The organism is Microcoleus sp. CZ3-B2 (assembly GCF_036705055.1).
Taxonomy (GTDB): Bacteria; Cyanobacteriota; Cyanobacteriia; order Cyanobacteriales; family Microcoleaceae; genus Microcoleus.
The window spans coordinates 1-16,814 of the sequence record NZ_JAUBTN010000075.1 but is presented as its reverse complement, the minus strand read 5'-3'; the positions used below and the strand labels follow the sequence as shown (position 1 = coordinate 16,814).

The 16,814-nt window shown below is 47.2% G+C and carries 15 protein-coding genes; 4 read left to right on the top strand and 11 right to left on the bottom strand.

The annotated features are described in order from the left end of the window. Nucleotides 1–91: 91 nt before the first annotated feature. Entirely contained in the window at nucleotides 92–283 is a 192-nt protein-coding gene (locus QUA97_RS24660; RefSeq protein WP_333196730.1) for a hypothetical protein, read from the top strand. 30 nt (nucleotides 284–313) lie between these two features. Here QUA97_RS24660 and cysK read toward each other — a convergent pair whose 3' ends face one another. From cysK to QUA97_RS24620, 8 genes are all read right to left on the bottom strand, one after another. After that, on the bottom strand, nucleotides 314–1,276 hold the full coding sequence (gene cysK, locus QUA97_RS24655) for a cysteine synthase A (protein WP_194070698.1): 963 nt from the start codon (nucleotides 1,274–1,276) through the stop codon (nucleotides 314–316). A gap of 54 nt (nucleotides 1,277–1,330) precedes the next feature. Beyond that, nucleotides 1,331–1,771 carry an Rrf2 family transcriptional regulator gene (locus QUA97_RS24650; RefSeq protein ID WP_194070697.1) on the bottom strand — a complete coding sequence of 147 codons (441 nt, stop codon included), beginning with the start codon at nucleotides 1,769–1,771 and terminating at the stop codon, nucleotides 1,331–1,333. 216 nt (nucleotides 1,772–1,987) lie between these two features. Continuing rightward, a complete protein-coding gene (locus QUA97_RS24645) occupies nucleotides 1,988–2,827 on the bottom strand; it encodes a hypothetical protein (protein ID WP_194070696.1) in 840 nt (279 codons plus the stop codon). A gap of 186 nt (nucleotides 2,828–3,013) precedes the next feature. Further along, nucleotides 3,014–3,349 carry a hypothetical protein gene (locus QUA97_RS24640; RefSeq protein ID WP_228050321.1) on the bottom strand — a complete coding sequence of 112 codons (336 nt, stop codon included), beginning with the start codon at nucleotides 3,347–3,349 and terminating at the stop codon, nucleotides 3,014–3,016. A gap of 297 nt (nucleotides 3,350–3,646) precedes the next feature. Further along, nucleotides 3,647–4,483: a hypothetical protein gene (locus QUA97_RS24635; RefSeq protein ID WP_194070695.1), complete on the bottom strand. Its 837-nt coding sequence runs from the start codon at nucleotides 4,481–4,483 to the stop codon at nucleotides 3,647–3,649. Between the two features lie 15 nt (nucleotides 4,484–4,498). Beyond that, on the bottom strand, nucleotides 4,499–7,102 hold the full coding sequence (locus tag QUA97_RS24630) for a beta-propeller fold lactonase family protein (protein ID WP_333196726.1): 2,604 nt from the start codon (nucleotides 7,100–7,102) through the stop codon (nucleotides 4,499–4,501). Further along, nucleotides 7,071–8,384 carry an Ig-like domain-containing protein gene (locus QUA97_RS24625; protein WP_442922587.1) on the bottom strand — a complete coding sequence of 438 codons (1,314 nt, stop codon included), beginning with the start codon at nucleotides 8,382–8,384 and terminating at the stop codon, nucleotides 7,071–7,073. The genes QUA97_RS24630 and QUA97_RS24625 overlap by 32 nt, the downstream gene beginning before the upstream one ends. 185 nt (nucleotides 8,385–8,569) lie before the next feature. Further along, a complete protein-coding gene (locus tag QUA97_RS24620) occupies nucleotides 8,570–8,935 on the bottom strand; it encodes a hypothetical protein (protein WP_333196725.1) in 366 nt (121 codons plus the stop codon). Between the two features lie 176 nt (nucleotides 8,936–9,111). Between QUA97_RS24620 and QUA97_RS24615 the strand changes: the two genes are divergently transcribed. Further along, entirely contained in the window at nucleotides 9,112–10,395 is a 1,284-nt protein-coding gene (locus tag QUA97_RS24615; RefSeq protein ID WP_333196723.1) for a M50 family metallopeptidase, read from the top strand. Between the two features lie 50 nt (nucleotides 10,396–10,445). Then, on the top strand, nucleotides 10,446–11,144 hold the full coding sequence (locus QUA97_RS24610) for a PEP-CTERM sorting domain-containing protein (RefSeq protein ID WP_333196721.1): 699 nt from the start codon (nucleotides 10,446–10,448) through the stop codon (nucleotides 11,142–11,144). Between the two features lie 245 nt (nucleotides 11,145–11,389). Here QUA97_RS24610 and QUA97_RS24605 read toward each other — a convergent pair whose 3' ends face one another. From QUA97_RS24605 to QUA97_RS24595, 3 genes are all read right to left on the bottom strand, one after another. Further along, a complete protein-coding gene (locus QUA97_RS24605; protein WP_194070691.1) occupies nucleotides 11,390–13,585 on the bottom strand; it encodes an iron uptake porin in 2,196 nt (731 codons plus the stop codon). A gap of 291 nt (nucleotides 13,586–13,876) precedes the next feature. After that, on the bottom strand, nucleotides 13,877–15,523 hold the full coding sequence (locus QUA97_RS24600) for an HD family phosphohydrolase (protein WP_194070690.1): 1,647 nt from the start codon (nucleotides 15,521–15,523) through the stop codon (nucleotides 13,877–13,879). A 161-nt stretch (nucleotides 15,524–15,684) separates the two neighbouring features. Further along, nucleotides 15,685–15,966: a 4a-hydroxytetrahydrobiopterin dehydratase gene (locus QUA97_RS24595; protein ID WP_194070689.1), complete on the bottom strand. Its 282-nt coding sequence runs from the start codon at nucleotides 15,964–15,966 to the stop codon at nucleotides 15,685–15,687. A gap of 499 nt (nucleotides 15,967–16,465) precedes the next feature. Between QUA97_RS24595 and QUA97_RS24590 the strand changes: the two genes are divergently transcribed. After that, the gene (locus QUA97_RS24590; RefSeq protein WP_194070688.1) at nucleotides 16,466–16,666 is read left to right on the top strand and encodes a hypothetical protein; all 201 of its coding nucleotides are present in this window, start codon (nucleotides 16,466–16,468) and stop codon (nucleotides 16,664–16,666) included. Nucleotides 16,667–16,814 lie beyond the last annotated feature (148 nt).

The window sequence follows — 16,814 nt, the reverse complement described above, 5'->3', positions numbered from 1 at the left end:
GAGTATTAGTTATTTATTTGATATAAATGTCAAAAGTTGTCGGTAAAAAACTTTTGTTTTCAAATTATTATAAATCGATTTTATAAAAATATTGAGTCTTGAAAAAGTTCGCAGCATCCGACTTTGGTCTTCTCTTGACGGATTTGAGTTAAACAGGACTTGCATTCCTCTGGCTGGCACAATTGCGATCGCCGACAATATTCTTTCCGCAAATTTGATATTAATCAGGACTTGCATTCCTCACTACAAACAACAGCAGGGCGTAAACTCTACGCCCTGCTAAAAGTTGCTGCGACTTGCGCCGGAAGCTGATTTAGTTGACAGCCACCGCTAGATTGAGTTCTGGATCTTGGAACAAGGGAGTGCTCAGATAGCGTTCGCCAAAGCTAGGCTGAATCATCACGATCAATTTCCCGGCATTTTCTGGACGCTTGCCGACTTTTAAGGCCGCACAGAGTGCCGCACCGCTGGAAATACCCGACAAAAGTCCTTCTTCTCTAGCTAGGCGACGCCCGTAGGCGATCGCCTCGTCATCGGTAACAATTATCACCTCGTCGATCGCCTCCACATTCAGCACCGGCGGCACAAAACCCGCACCAATACCTTGAATTTTGTGAGGCCCGGGCTTTCCGCCCGACAGTACCTGACTGTTGGCCGGCTCAACGGCGATCGCCTTAAACTCGGGTTTCCGCGACTTCAGTAGCTCTGCAACACCCGTAATCGTGCCGCCAGTGCCGACTCCAGAAATCAGGAAATCCACCTCACCGTCGGTATCTGCCCAAATTTCCTCAGCCGTTGTCGAACGGTGAATCTCCGGGTTGGCTGGATTCCGAAACTGCTGCAACATATACGCATCGGGAGTTTGGTCCACAATCTCTTGAGCGCGGCGGATGCAGCCGCTCATGCCCTCAATGCCGGGAGTCAGTTCTAGTTGGGCTCCGTAAGCTCGCAGCATCGATCGGCGTTCCGTACTCATCGTATCGGGCATTGTCAAAATCAACTGGTAGCCCTTCGCCGCCGCCACCATTGCCAAAGCAATTCCGGTATTGCCAGAAGTCGGTTCCACTAAAACCGTTTTTCCTGGAGTAATCAGCCCTTCGGCCTCGGCTTGATTGACCATATTCACACCAATCCGGTCTTTTACCGATGCTGCCGGATTCATGCCTTCGAGTTTGACCACGATTCGAGCCAAGCAGCCTTCGGCTTGGGGAATGCGGTTGAGTTGCACCAGGGGTGTGTGTCCGACCAATTCTGTAATGTCGCCAGCAATACGCATAATCTTTGTCTGTTTGTTGAGAGTAAATTGTTAATTGCTCGTTGGCAATAGTAACTAGATGTAATACATGATATCGAGCTGTCGCCTGCCATTGCGCTTTTCGCACAGATCCTGTAGCGTATATTTTTGCAAAACCGAGTTGGCAGTCGATCGCGCTTCTTGCCAAACTTCCCAAATTACAGCACTTTCTACCGTTTGAGCCGGCGAGTCTTTTTGGGAGCGATCTAATTCTGAGCCTTCGAGACAGTTAATAATTTCCAGCAATGTAATTTTCCACGGTTCCCTGGCCAAGATATAACCGCCCTTAGCTCCTCGCTGGCTGCGAATCAGCCCGCAGCGTCTCATTGTAGCCAGTAACTGTTCTAAATATCGATCGGGAATATTTTGCTGAGCCGCTATCTGGCGAATTTGCAGAGGCTCGCCTTCTGAGTAGCAATCAGCCAGTTCCAGCAAAGCCAAGATTGCGTATTCGCTTTTACACGAGAGTTCTACCATAATTGCACTTGAAAGTTCCAGAATTCTCAACTCCGAAGTCAGATTTTAGAATCATTCTCAATTTTGAGTTCCAAATTCTCACTCCTCACTTTTGATTATACCCCGGTTCTCCACTGGAGTTTACTGACTTTCATAAATTCATTGCAAAAGAGGCTCGCAGGGCGATCGTATGTATCGCTCATTAATCCACAGTCTTATCAGGAGTGGTGGCTTCCGTCAAGCACTCTCATCTACAGTAGAAAAGTCAAGTAATGATGGAACATCAAAGCAGGGAAGTTCAACTTGCAAATACTTATCTCCACACAGATTCTCTGGCTTACCATATCTACTCATAGTCCGAGCTTGAATCTCCGCCCACATCGCCACTTCTGAACGTTCCGTGTCATTGAGTTTAGAAGCAATTGTTTGCAAAGCTTTCAACGTCAGCGATCGATCGATTACCTGAGATAGCATCAACTCTTCATAACAATGCTCCATATATTCGTATGGAATCTGCTCGTATGGGGGGGGCGGAGCGACACGCTTCAAAGCGTCTTTAATCTCGGTTCTGCGAGCGAAATTTACCAGTTCAGCAATCTCTGGTAATATTGGCACTAAGAGGGCGGGTGGAGGAACTTTTCTATGATATCGACGGGAATTTGGCGAAATATAGGCATACCTAAGAGTAATTCCCCACACTGTCATCGCTTTTTCGGCTTCAGGACAGAAGAAGTGAAACCTGACCCATTTCTCTAAATCAATTGCCACATTCCGTCCCATCTGCTGTGCTAGCAGCGACAACGCCTTCGTGACTACCTGCCGTACCAGTTCGCCCCTCTCCCCGTCTGGACTTCCTGTCCAATCCCTCATGCGATTGTGAGTCTCATCCTCAATAACAGCCTGGGTATAAATGGACTCCCAGATAGACGGTTGCTCTAGTAGGGCATTTGGCAATCCCACCAGCGGTAGAAAAGGAGCAGCCCAAGGTAGAGTTGGTAAAGACAAAACCTTAAAATATTCTCCGCTTTCCCCATATTTCCAAGAAAAATCAAGTTCCAAACTGTTCTGTTTTGTCATAAATAATAGTGTCTATAAAGACATCACGCAATACTAACCCCAGCAGCTTTGCAATTACTTCCAATGCGATCGTAACAGCTCCTGCTACCCCCTTTTAACAGCAGAGTAATAATTTCCTGACTAAAAGTTTTATTCGTAGTAATAATCTCCTGACTAAAAATTTTATTCGTAAATTTGATAGGCATCTCAGGGATTCAACTGACGCACAACAGCTTCAAGAACTTCTAGATTCCAATTGCGATCTTCTGGGGAAATCACCACAACTTCAAAACCATACTTTTTCCCTTCCAATCTTACTCCTTCAGAATCGTCTATATGCAGATCGATACCAAAGGCTTTAGGGTTCTTACTTGGTCGATCGTAGCCTGAATAGCGACGTAGATAGGCATTATGGACAGTCTGATTAATAACCCCTGCTACATGAATGCCATAACAACGCAACCACAAGCGGATCAAACAAGGGGAACGATACGAAGATGTGTAAATCCATATTTCACACCCGTATTGCTTCAATTCTTTCATCAATTTGCATGACCCTAGCCGCAACGGTTCATTAATCCACGGATTGAAAAAAAAATGGTATCCGATTGGGTTCACATGGAACCTGTTCCCCGCAAATAAGGGTATCATCAAGATCGAATGAAATTCGCATTAGTTTCCTTTATTAAAGATTCCAACGCGCGTTCCTTACTCATGGTTCTGTTTACCTCTAATGATGAGTAAAATGAGATGCGATCGCTAATTATTTTAGTTGATTGACTGCACATTATATTAAGTAGCGATCGTTAATCTACGGCCTTATCCTCGTGGTGGCTTCCGTCAAGCACTCTCATCTAAAGTAGAAAAATCAAGTAATGATGGAACATCAAAGCAGGGAAGTTCAACTTGCAAATACTTATCTCCACACAGATTCTCTGGCTTACCATCTCTATACATAATCAGAGCTTGAGCCTGCGCCCACGTTACCACTTCTGAACGTTCCGTGTCATTGAGTCTAGAGGCAATTGTTTGCAAAGCTTTCAAAGTCAGCGCTTGATCGAGTACCACCGAAATCATGGTCATTTCATAACAATGTTCCATATATTCGTAGGGAATCTGCTCGTATGGAGGTGGTGGGGCAACACGCTCCAAAGCATGATTGATCTCGGTTCTGCGATCTAAATCCACCAATTCCTGAATTTCTGGCAATATCGGCACTAAGACGGCGGGTGGAGGAATTTTTCTCTGATACTTACGGGAATTTGGCGAAAAATAGGCAATCCGAAGAGTTCTTTCCCACTCTCTCATCGCTCTTTTGGCTTCAAGACAGAAGAAGTGAAACCTGACCCATTTCTCTAAATCAATTGCCACATTCCGTCCCATCTGCTGTGCTAGCAGGGGCAACGCCTTCACAATTACCTGCCGTACAAGCTCGCCTCGCTCCCCATGTGTGCCTGTCCAATCCCTCATACGATAGCGAGTCTTATGCTCAATAAAAGCCTGGGTATAAATTGACTCCCATATAGATGGTTGCTCTAATAGAGCATTTGGCAATCCCAGCAACGGTAGGAAAGGAGCCGCCCACGGTAAAGTGGGTAAAGACAAAGCTTCCAAATACTCCGAGCTTTCCCCATCTTTCCAAGAAAAATCAAGTTCCAAACAGTTTTGTTTTGTCATAAATGATCGTGTCTATCAAGGCCTAAAACGTAAGTCTAACCCTAGAAGCCTTGCAATTACTTCCAGTGCGATCAGAACAGCTCCGCCTACCCCCGCTGCTACCCATAAAGCACCGTCTCTTACCTGTGCGCCAAGCTCATTTGCCCGTGCCAGTAAGGTACTTCGGTTTCTGATATCTGGCTCTTCAGGAGGTTGTTTTTGACTATACTCCAAAGCTTGGTCATAGGCATCCTGCATTGTAGACCCGCCGTATCCATCCGGATCATAATCATCACAATTGTCCATTTCTTCACGTTCCTTGAGCAATTTTTTTAAATCATCTTTCACTTCATTGTACTTCTTTATATGTCCCTTCCAAGAACCCGGGTCGCCAGTCACTGTAGTCCGGCGACCTGATAAGGGAGGAATTCGCGGGACTGGAGGATCGGTAATTTCATAACGCCGATTAAAAAGATCCTGATCGTCTAAGCGCAGATCGTCGAAGCGTTTTTTCAACTCTTTACCAAGAGCTATAATTTTCTCTATGAGTGTTAAGCATGGATCATCGGGAGCAGCAGCAATCAACCCCAAAGGATTACCACCGATCGCAATCACAGCCGGAATAGCACCTGTTGGTATGATATTCGGATTAAACTTCTCAACAGCCCGCGTTGTCAAAGCGTAAGCAGGATTTTCAACAGTCTTAATAATTTCCTCCACATCAAAGACGTAAGCATTTCCACCACCACTGAGAGTAGGATAAGAACCAATCAGATACTTCCCATCACCAGAAAGAGCCACATTATTAGTTAAACTCCCCGGCACCGGTTCAGTAGCAGCAACTAATTTCGGATTTGGCCCCAACGGATCTTTAATAATCCCAATATTTCCCCCCGCCAGCGGATTGGCATCAAGTTCAAGGATTTTTTTACTGTTACGACCCGCCACAAACGCATACTTTCCATCAGCCGTCACCGTTACAGCCACCCCCTCATTCACCTCAAAGACATTGTTATTATCAGTCAGGGTTAAATTCGTGTAGAGAGTTGTGGGAGCCAAATTGAGAGGGTTATCACTCACCGTCAGCACCCCAAAACCGCTTCCGTCTGTGTTCGGGTTACCATTGGTAAAAACCATTTTGAGCGGGTCAGGAGTTGCAGCCAACCCCCAAGCCCCTGTAGGAGTCAAAACCTTTCCAATTTGCTCCCACCACTTCCGAGGATTAGAATTCGGCACCCTAGGCTGGTCTTCTGGGTCAATATTCACAGCGTAAATATAACCATCAGCCGCAGTAGCGAACAGCTTGCGCCCGTCACTGCTAATAGCAATCTGGCGTAGCCCTGACTTCGCATCAACTGAGATAGTCTGGACAACTTGGTTATAGCTAGCCGAGTCAGGATTGACATCCAGAACATAGATGCTTCCCCGCCCCGAGTCCGCGATGTAAGCATAATTATTCCAGCGGTCAATAGATATCGCCCCAGGAGACGCACCACTGGGCAAATTAATATCATCGACATCTGCTGTCGAAGCATCAGCATCCACCTCCCGTCGCGCCAGCAAATCAACCACAGCCACCCGCCCCGTCCTCTCCAAAGGTACATAAGCGCGAGTCGCATTACTGGTGACAGCTAACTGTCCCGGACGGTCTGTGACGCTTGATGTCCCCACCGATAAATCCTTGGGAGGCTTCTGTTGCGGGTTCGGCGGACTCTGAACTGAACTCAGAGCGTCAATTACCCTAATTTTGTCAGCACTCCGCTGTGCTACCAGTATCAAATCTGAAAATACAGGCTCTAACTGAAGGTCTTCAAAACTCGAACGCTTGACCACATCAGAATCAAGAGGGCCTGGACCAAAACGCTCTTTCTGCTGCCGCGACAGTACAATTTCCGACTCGCCCAGTGGTACGCTAATCGGAGCTTTGACCGCCACTTTATAGCGGTTTTCTCCCAGCGAACTACTGAGTCCCGGCACAACAATGCCAGAGTAACTCTTACCGGACACCTTAAAGTCAACATTCAAATCCCCGAAACTCGCGCCCAGATTGCCGTTGAGTCCATTGAGGAAATTGCTGCCTGTCAAGAATATCACAGGCTCGCTGTTGGAGAACTCCAGTTGGGCCGACTCCAGCGACGGCGGTTCTAGGGGAACTGCTAGCCCAGTATCCGGCCCATTGAGAACTGCCGAAATTGTAGGAACTCCTTGTGTATTCAGTTGTACCTGAGCCGTAGTGACGACAGTTTCCCCAACTTTGGGAATTCCGATTACTGATAGTGGCTTGTTTGAAGATTGCGCCAAGTAAGCTAATAGTGATGTTGTCGCCTCGAATTGATTTTCTGTGGCGGAGACTGCACCAATTCCACCCGTTTGTGCTCCTAAATAGCTATTCTCAAAGTTGAGGTTACTCGAAAGGTTGATGAGTCCAGAATTAGCCTTTGTGCCTGCCTTAACAATTGAACTGACTGATGGCATTCCTGCGGGCAATAATCCAATTGTATAAGTACCGCTTTCAGTAACTCCTGGAAAAGGTGGCGAAGTGGTACGAATGAAGCCGTCTGCACCTACTACTCCTGATTCTTGTATCAGCCAAGTATCGTTCCAGCTATCAGCAGCGTCCGGTAGCGACCCCTTCCGCATAAATAAAACTTCGGTGCCGATTGGTACAAACTGGGGCGGGAATTGCCAATTGGACGGGTATATTCAAGGGGGTGTTCCCCAAGTCCAAATTAAATCCCCCCGCAAATTCCATGCTGTCGGGGAATGGTAGTGGCAGTGAAGCGCTGCTTAACGACGTGATGCTAACAGTTGTATCTTGCTTTAAAGCAGTAGGAGCTACCATTACTGTTGAGCCGTCGCTGCTTTGCACTACTCCGCCATCAACTCCCAAAATAGCAGGGCCCATCAAAGGCGTTTTTACCCGCACTGGAACTACCTTTTCTGCTGCTCCGTCAATGACGGTGACGCTGGCAATTCCTTCACCTACAGCAGTAATTACGCCGTCTGAATTCACTTGCAATACATTGGGGTTGCTGACGAAGTAGCGAGTGCCAGTAGAGCCAAATTTCAGGTCTGGAGAGTCAGTAAGACCTTCAATTCCTACCAGTAATGAGCGCTTTACTCCTGTTGTTAATGTTACTGCTTGCGGGTAAACATCCAAACCGTAAATCTCTGCCAGTAGCGCATTCCACTCGTCATCGCTGGCAGGAATTGGCAGTTCGCCTACTCGCGCCGCAGTCACGGCTTGAATGTTGTTGTGAGAGGCGCTAAAAATTGAAGTTCCGTCAGCTAAACCTGTCACTTTCCCGAAAGCGTCAATGGGTGCTACACCTGGATTTAACGAAGTGTATGTTAAGTAAGAATCTGGCAGCACTACACCTTTTTGGTCGGCAAAGTCGCCTAGCACTATCAATTCTGTACTGTCTCCAGCATCAAGCTGAGGGTTGCGATTGGCGAAGTCTAAGGAAAGTAGCGGGGCTCCGCTGACGTTAACTGTTACTTTGGCTGGTACTCCCCAGTTATAGCCGTCGCTGGCCGCCAATTCAAAGCTGGCAATACCTGAGAATCCTGGTGCGGGTTTGAAGGTAGCGGTTTTAGTAATAGAATCGAACAGCACCGTACCGTTAACTGGATTGAGTGCGTTGTAGGAGATGGAGTCGCCTTCGGGGTCTGTTGCTTTACCGATTAAGGGTATGATTGTCTCCAATTCTGCGTGGGTACTGGTTGAAAATGGCGAGGTGACAGGCGGCTTATTGGCAATGAAGCCGAAGTTGCTGTTGAGGAGAGTTTGGTCTACTGAGTTGATGATTCCATCGCGGTTGATGTCGAGGTCAATTGTATAACCGGGGTCTGTTGCTGTGAGGCCTAGAGCGTTATTTAGGAGTTGTCTGTCTGTTGTATCAATTCGGCCGTCGCTGTTGATGTCGCCTGCTACGTTCAGTTTTAGAGTGTATGCAACCCTCGATGCGCTGTTGATATTCAGTAGGTTTAAGCCAGAACGATTGATGGAAAATAGGGAGTAGTTACTGTTTGTGTTGGTTGATGTGGAAATTGGTGTGAGTTTATCTATTTCGGGTAGTTCGGGGAGTTTTTGATTGTCTTTTGATTCTACTGAAATTCCAACGAGTACGGTGTCTGAATCTGTGGAATTGAGTTCGGAATTGGCGATGCTGAAGGTGTATTGATTCGCTGAACCTGCTTCGTTATTACCTGATGCTGTTTTGGCTGTAAAGGTGTAAGCGCCACCTCGTCATTAATTTTTTTTGCCCAGTCTGAAAAGTCAAAACTGAGCAGCGATAGAGAGTTGAGGAGTTGGTGCAGCGCGTCAGAGTCATGCACGCCACCGGGGACTAGGGCGCTGGGGGTGATAATTCGTTCCAGGATGAATGTCTTTTGCGGGCGAGGAGTTTTTGGGGGAGAATTCTCAACCCCTTTATTCTTGCGGACTTGAAAGCCTTTTGAATGCCAACCCATACACTTAAGCCCCCGTTTAGTAGTGACCTTGAAAACCCAGGCAGTTAATTGAGTATATTAGTTAACTACGTAAATTTGCAAATTAGCTAATTAAACAGTGCCATATAAATCATGCAGCGATCGCAAGTTGTAAACACAATCTTGCTTTGGGTATTAATCAATACAAAGTCGGTTCTATGTATAGCAAAATACAAATTGCTGACATTGCCAATGTTTTTCTGTGCAGCCTACAATTTATAACTCCCAACATCATCCAAAATGGTGAAAAATTTGCACGCATAGAAAGTCAAGAAAAATTGTGCCCCGACTTAACTAGGGAAAAGGAGAAATCTATATCTCAAAATCCGAGTGAAGATTCTCGAACAATTTTTTCTGGCCCAAAACTCAAATCAACGGTACAGTGGATACCGCACCCAGACGGCTATTGGATACTCCGCAACTCCGAAGGCGTAACTTGCTTGCAAGTTGACATTTCTGACAAAGAGGTAGTGTCACAGTTTGGCTTCCAGCCGATCGGCGATATCGCATCGGAATATGACATTACTTTGGAGGATTTGCAATACTTGCTGCGGATGCTAGCAGAAACGGGAATGTTAGAGGGCACCCAACCTCAAAAACCACCCCCAAACAGATTCAACATTCAGCAATTATTGTCTTTCCAAATTCCCCTGTTCAATCCCGATGCTTGGCTAACCAAACACACAGCTAAACTCCGCTGGATTTGGACGTGGCAATTGAGCTTTTTTCTGTGTGTTTTAATCGGTGCTTCTCTGGCTGTATGGCTGGCTTTGGGTGACGAGGTTTCTGCTTCCAATCAACAGGTTTGGGCAACAGGGGAATTTACAACTCTGGTAACATTTGTGCTACTGATTATGCTAGTAGTTGGTCTGCACGAATTAGGTCACGCTTTTACTTTGAAGCATTACGGCGGTGTTGTCCCAGAAATGGGGCTGCTGTTTTTGTGCTTGATACCGGGCTGCTATACAGATACCACAGATCAGTACAGTTTAGTGAGGCGGAAGCAGCGCGTTTTTGTAGTAGCAGCAGGCGTGTTGGTGCAGGTGGCTATCTGGGCTTTTTCGGTTTGGGTTTGGGTTTTGTCTAAGCCTAACCCTGGTTGGCATTTTGCTAGCTATTTGCTGATGGTAGCTACGCTTGTAACTGTAGTTTTTAACCTCAACCCTTTGAATAAGTTTGATGGCTATTATTTGCTAGTTGCTTTGACTGGGATTAACAATTTGCGATCGAGGTCTTTTCAATTTTACGCTCGTTTGCTGCGGCGAGAACAGATTTGGGAAGAGCCTTCAGACTGCTGGACTTTGGCTGCTTATGCTCCTTTTTGCATAGCTTATACGGTCTGGGTTTTAAGTTATCTTTTCTCTATTGTTGTTCATTGGACGTTAAAAAATATGCCGATGTTTATCGATTTTTCTAAGTTTTACCTACTGTTTGGCAGTTAAACAGGACTTACGGATTGGAAAGATGAGTGATTATTTAGGAGTGTGTCGCAATGAACGGATATCAAAAGTTAGGAATGGCGGTTGTTTCTGGGGCTCTTAGCTTGGCTTTCAATGAGTTGGCAATTCCTGTACAAGCTGCTGTTCTCACGCAAACTTATACGGTAAACTTGAAGCAGCAGCCAGTTAATAGTACGCTGAATGGGGTGTTTCCTAAGTTTAATTCGCTGTTGGGGACGCTGTTAAAGGCTTATGTTACAGTTCAGTCAACGGTTAACAGCGAGATCGGTATTGTTCCTGCTAGCAATTTTACTGGTACTGCGGTAACGAATGCTCAGATTGCTGTGAATTTACCGAGTTTAAAAGCTGACCCCAATTTGGTTTTGAGTTTGTTTGCAAATCCGCCGTCCATGAGTATTGAATCGGGGGCTGCGGGGGCTAGAGGTGGGAGTGCGAGTGGTATTGTTTCAAGGAGTTACAGTTCGCCGCAGTCTCTAAATATGTTTAGTGGATGTGCGGGGGATTTAATTGCTGCTAGTATTGCGGCAATGGGTACTGTTAAAGTTTTAGGAACGCCTGGAACTGGAACTTACGCGGGCACAGTCGCGGCTGATTCAACACTTACTTTCACCTATGAGTACGAGTCTGAGTCTGAAACTGTGCCGGAACCTAGTACGATCGCAGGTGTTGGTTTAGCTTTTGGCTTGGGGTGCTGGTGGAAGAGGAAGGTGGGGAAAAAAGCTTTTAAATAAGATGTATAAGATGCGATCGCGCGATCGCTTCTTTGAGCAATTAGACTTTCGGGTTTTGGAGTCAGGTGAAGAAGGTGTCACCTTTAACGTTTAGCCCTCTGCAAAATAGGGGCTTCTCGCAAGTTTTTTGAAGGGATTAATTTCCTTATTCGTCCACCTCACAAAAAAGCCCTGCAATAAGCAGGGCTAAATTTGGCTAGAGTTGCAGAGATGGTATGACCCGTCCTGCCTCCTCTAATCGGCTCTTAGAACGTAAAAGTAGTTCTCAGAGTACCAATAATGATGTCATCGTTGCGATTGTTTTGATTGGGGTTAGTAATCCAAATTACGCCCGGAGTCACAGCAATGTTATCCGAAACCTTGAACTTGTAGAAACCTTCAAAGTGCCACGAAGTATCGTTTTTGAAGTTATCCAAATTGCCGGGAGCATCAAGTTTATCCAAGTAAGGCTCGCGACCTACCACAAAGCCCAGCAAGTTGCCTTCTTTTCCTAAATCAGGCAAAGCCAAGGTGACAGCGTAGTTCCAAATTTTCGCATCGCCGATGCCGAGAATGCGAGCATTCGTTAAACCACCCCAGCCGCCAATTATAAATCTCGGGCTGAGACGGAAAGAAGCCTGAGCGCCGTAGGAGTTGCTGACCACTTTGCGAGCCCGGAAACCGGGGAAGCCGTCACTCAAACCGTTGAGGGAATTAGCCACACCGGTACCAGTGAAACCGCCGAGATTATCGGGGCCGCTTCCCAAAGCATTGTCAAACCCGAAGTTACCTCGGCTAAAGTAACCGTGGTTGTAGTTGAAAGCAACTTGCAAGTTGCGTCCGGGGGTAAAAGTCAACTGTCCCATCGCGGCGTAGTCGCCGTTGAACAAGCCTGAACCCTTAGCAGGACTGGCTGCACTTGAGGCCAAATAGCCGAAGGACAGAGAAGTCGGGCCGAACACGCCGCCCAGCAAGCCCCTGCCACCGAAGGCATAGTCAAAGCCGATACCCGCACCGCCACCCAAGCGGTAAATCGGGTTGCGCTGTCCGAAGGCGCTCAGGGAGCCGTTGCCACCGTCATAGTCTTCAAAGTAAGGGTTGACAGTCGGCATAATGTCGTCCCAAACGCCAGCGTTAGCTGCCAAGGTAACGTTCAGGTTTTGACCTACAGGAAACTTGTATAGCAAGCTGTCTAGGGCAACAACGTTGTCGGTTCTGCCAACTACGTTCCAAGTTTGAGTGCCTTCGCTGGTAGCCCCAAGGTTAAATCTTTGACCGTTTCCGACTTGAAGCCTGGTAAGTAACAAGTCTCTGCCGGTAAAGCTGGTATTTAAGTTGAGACGTACCCGCTGTTGGAAGACGGTCTCATTGTTACCCTTGCCGATGATTCTGTCATTGCCTCTGCCAAACAAGCCATCGTTGCCGCCAAAGTCGTCGCTGAGGGCAAAAATTGCTTCCCCAGTCAGTTTGGTAGTAGTTGAGAATTGGTTGGCTTCGAGTTCGGATGTCCGAGCTTCGAGAGCATCGACGCGGCCGCGCAGGGTTGCCAGTTCTGCTGCAAATTCTTCTTGGAGCCGTTGGAGGGCTGCCAAGTCATCTTTCGTAGCTAAGTTGCCGCTGCCTGCTCTGATCAGCTCGCTAACCTTGTCTAAGCAAGCGTTTAAACCGGCTGCGAATTCGTAGCGGGTCATTGCCCGGTTGCCGCGGAAGGTGCCGTCGGGATACCCGGCAATACAGCCGTAGCGCTCGACTAGGGATTGCAGTGCTTGGAATGCCCAGTCTGTAGGCCGCACGTCAGAAAGTTGAGATACTGAGGTGACTTGACCTTGAGTTTCGCCACCTGCTGCACCTTCGCTGCTGTACTGATTGAGCTGCTCTAATGTGGCGGCTGGGTTTTGAGCTTGTGGTGCGACAGTTTGGGCTACAGGTTCAGCCTGTGCTGTTTGTTCTGCCGGGGCTGCCGCTGCCGGGGCGGTAGTTTCTAATTGAACTGCACCGAGGATCTCTGGGATAGCCGTAGCTGTCGGGGCTGGATTTTCTAGTTTCGCAGCCGCTGAATTTTCTAACGGTTGAGCGACTGTGGGTTCAACTGCTGCTAGAGATTCAGTTGCAGGTTTTGGTGCTGCCGCTTCGGGATTTTCCGCTGCGGGGGCTGTGTTGGCTGTGGCGATCGCGCTTTCTGTTGCAGCCGTGCCTGAAGCTGCAATCGCTGGCTCTGTTTCTATGCCAGCGGCTGGGGAATTTTCTGCGATTCGATCGGCTGCTGCGGTAGTTTCGTCAACCGCTGCTAAAGCATTGACTTTCGCTTCCGAGGTTTCAGCAGTTTCAGCTTTGGCAGCTTGAGGCTTGAGCGCATCAGCACCGGGCTGAGCGTTTGCTGCCATCGCGCTCGAAGAAACTACTAGGGTAGCTCCTAAGACTGCTGGGCTGATTAATAGGTAACTCCACAAAAATTTCGACATATTCACTCTCATCCTCACACCGATTACAGAGAAACTTTTCTAGTCTTCTATGCCGTCAGTAGTTGCTCCACTAGCATACTGCAAAAAAAGACCTAAAATTCACTTTTTCTTTTGATTCTTTTGGTCTGACTGAGTGTATGGATGCGATCGGCTGCTGCTGAGGGCGTATTTTTTACCCTGCCATCGACTGCCTCAAAACCTGACAAGACTTAGGCTGTCGATTGATTTGACTGCTTGCATCCAAAAGCCCGATCGCCTCTCTACTTTTTTAGCACAGCACGCCCTAGTCGTCTAGGCTGATGCGACTTTACCATCCAAGCTGTGTCCGAGGACGCTAAAGACTTGGCGGCAATCGAACAATTCTAACAAATCGGCGTTGATTTTGTTGTGAGCTGCTTCTTGCCGCAAAATTTTCATCGCTGCCTCTGTCTGCAGAGCTCGTTTGTAGGGACGATCGCCCGCTGTCAGGGCGTCGTAAATATCCGCGATCGTCATTAATTGCGCCTGAATTGGGATTTCAGAGTTTTTCAGTCCTCGCGGATAGCCGGTACCGTCGAGTTTTTCATGGTGTCCGTAGGCGATTTGGGGAACATTTTTTAAATCTTTTGTCCACGGAATTTGGCTGAGAAATTCGTAAGTGTGAGTTACGTGAGATTCTATTGCCGATCGTTCTTCCGCTGTCAGGTTGCCCCTCGACACCATCAATTGCACGATCTCGTCGGGAGTCAGCAGGGGTTTAACTGCCCCGTCGATATCTTTATAAGTTTGCCCAGAAATTTCTCGCAGTTGAGCTAAGGGTTCTTCTGCCAAAATGTGAGGTTCGTTGGCTTCGATCAGGATTTCCCAATATTGAGCCAATCTGGTTTTTACTTCTGCTAGTTTAGTGTCTAGCTTTTCTATTTGCTGGCATTGAACGCACTCTGGCTCTTCGCTGGGATGTTTTCGGTAGGCTGAATGCTCTAGCAAATATTTATATTTAGACTGGACGCATTCCATTTCCATTGTCCGCTGAGCTAAGCCAAAGCGGTGGCGGATGATTTCTAGCTGTGCGGGGTAGAGCTTTTTCTGTTTGGTCAAAACTGCTTCTGGCACTCCGATTTTACCAAAATCGTGCAGCAGGGCTGCGTAGCGAATTTCTTGAATTTGGCGGTTGTTAAAGTAGACGGAGCGCAGCCATCCGTTGCTGACGGCGTTTACTTCTTCTGACAGGCGCACTGTCAGGGCTGCTACTCGTTCTGAATGGCCGTAGGTACAGGGGTCTCTGGCTTCTATGACTTGCACGCTGGCTTTGACGAAGCCCTCGAACAAATGTTCTATACTTTCTTGGAGATGATTGCGCTCGATCGAGATTGCTGCTTGAGATGCGAGCGATCGAATTATTCTTTCTTCCCACAAAGAATACTGCTGCGTCGATTCCCAGGCATTCTCGGCTGTCAGCACCGTATCTGCCTTTGTTTTGCGATTGATCAGTTGCAGTATGCCGATTGTCTCGCCTTCTCTGTTTTGCATCGGTAACACCATTACCGAGCAAGTACGGTAATTAATATCCCTGTCAAAACTGGTATCTAGCTGGTAAGGTACGGCTGGGGGTAAGTCGTAGGCATCCGACAGGTTCAAACTTTGACCTGTAATTGCTACGTAACCTGCCAAACTTTTGTCTGTCAGCGGCAGCGCAAACTCTTTAAACGACAGGCTCGGTTTAGAAGCGTTTTGGGCTACCTTGAACAGCAGCTTAGGTTTTTCGTCGCTGCGGTCTACTAAGTAAACGCTGCCCGCATCGCTGCTGGTAATTTCCCTACTTTTGGATAAAATTAAATTTAACAAACCGCCTAAATCTTGAGCGCTCGACAGAGCAGCGCCAATATCCAGAAGCTTTTCTATCAGCTCGGTTCTTTCAGCAGACTCGTTCAATAACTCTGGCTTTTCAAATACGATCATGGTCGGAGGATGGCGAACAGCCTTTTATACATTGGACTTTTTGCATCTCGACTTTCTCACACCCGATTTTAACCCAGAGTCGATTTTTTTATTGGCGAGCTTGTGGCGATTGTGGACTGTCGCTAGATGCAGCGGCTCCTGTCGGACAAAGCGGAACTGTTTTAATGTAGCGTAGAAATTTCTTGGGCTAGCGCAAAATCTTTTTCAGTTAACCCTCCGGCATCGTGAGTTGTCAAATTAACTGTTACTTTGTTGTAGGAGATTTTGATATCTGGGTGATGTCCTGCGGCTTCTGAGGGGGCGACCAATTTATTCACAAAGGCGATCGCTTCGATAAAATCTTTAAATAAACGGGTACATTGCAGTTGCTTGCCTTCAACTGTCCAGCCTGACAATTGACTAGCGCGCTCTTGAATTTCCGTCTTGTTAAGTAGGTCAGCCATATTTTTTTTGGTATTTTGGGATGAGTGTGGCATATTCACAGCCCACCTGCGGAAAATCCTACAAAAAACTATCCGCTCTCAAAAATAGTGTTGAGGCTCAAGTTTTAATACTCAAGATGTAACACTATTTATGAGAGCGGTCTAGCGGGTCTTCAGATTAGAACCTGACTGCCGGGAGAATCCCTAGCTCAGCCTGGTTCCCCGTGGAATTCGTTTCCCGTTGGAAACGACGGCTGACTGCTAGTGAGCGGCCCCGGCGCACAGCCGGTAGTTTCCAATCTGATGACCCATGCGTTTACTACTTTCTATCATGGGCATCACCTCCAAGTTTTACTAAATGGTTTATATTTGAACGCACCTGACCCAAATACAAGATTTGGTGTCAGGATTTGTGCGCTAGCTATTGCCAGCGTTACTGAAAGAACCTGCGTTCTGAGTATCATTCCAGCTATCACAATTACTATAATAACACAAGGAATTAGAACTGGGGGAATGCAAATTGATATTTTTGCCAGCTTTGGGCAAATTACTGCTGCTGCGAGGTTTTCGCTCGATCTTCGAGTTGCTAGCGGACGATCGAGCTATTGAACGGATTGCTCGGCTGTTGGGTTTGGTGTCAAGCGGGAAATGCGCGGCTTTGAAACAAAAAAAGCGAAACAAAAAAGCTCCCACCGATTGGTGGGAGCTTTTTCAACATTGAGGATAAAACCTAAATTGCTTTATCTTAATCCTTTGAGAATGTTGACTTTTTTGATAACTAGCGCTGATTACAGTGCGTTACCGCGAGGAAGAACTTCTTCTGGGAACATGAAGTTTTCGTGAGGTTGGTCGATCGGAGACATCCAAGC

Excerpts from the sequence above, each read along its gene's own strand:
- cysK (WP_194070698.1), bottom strand. The coding sequence starts at position 1,276 with ATGCGTATTGCTGGCGACATTACAGAATTGGTCGGACACACACCCCTG.
- QUA97_RS24650 (WP_194070697.1), bottom strand. The coding sequence starts at position 1,771 with ATGGTAGAACTCTCGTGTAAAAGCGAATACGCAATCTTGGCTTTGCTG.
- QUA97_RS24645 (WP_194070696.1), bottom strand. The coding sequence starts at position 2,827 with ATGACAAAACAGAACAGTTTGGAACTTGATTTTTCTTGGAAATATGGG.
- QUA97_RS24640 (WP_228050321.1), bottom strand. The coding sequence starts at position 3,349 with ATGAAAGAATTGAAGCAATACGGGTGTGAAATATGGATTTACACATCT.
- QUA97_RS24635 (WP_194070695.1), bottom strand. The coding sequence starts at position 4,483 with ATGACAAAACAAAACTGTTTGGAACTTGATTTTTCTTGGAAAGATGGG.
- QUA97_RS24630 (WP_333196726.1), bottom strand. The coding sequence starts at position 7,102 with ATGCGGAAGGGGTCGCTACCGGACGCTGCTGATAGCTGGAACGATACT.
- QUA97_RS24620 (WP_333196725.1), bottom strand. The coding sequence starts at position 8,935 with ATGGGTTGGCATTCAAAAGGCTTTCAAGTCCGCAAGAATAAAGGGGTT.
- QUA97_RS24615 (WP_333196723.1), top strand. The coding sequence starts at position 9,112 with ATGTATAGCAAAATACAAATTGCTGACATTGCCAATGTTTTTCTGTGC.
- QUA97_RS24610 (WP_333196721.1), top strand. The coding sequence starts at position 10,446 with ATGAACGGATATCAAAAGTTAGGAATGGCGGTTGTTTCTGGGGCTCTT.
- QUA97_RS24605 (WP_194070691.1), bottom strand. The coding sequence starts at position 13,585 with ATGTCGAAATTTTTGTGGAGTTACCTATTAATCAGCCCAGCAGTCTTA.
- QUA97_RS24600 (WP_194070690.1), bottom strand. The coding sequence starts at position 15,523 with ATGATCGTATTTGAAAAGCCAGAGTTATTGAACGAGTCTGCTGAAAGA.
- QUA97_RS24595 (WP_194070689.1), bottom strand. The coding sequence starts at position 15,966 with ATGGCTGACCTACTTAACAAGACGGAAATTCAAGAGCGCGCTAGTCAA.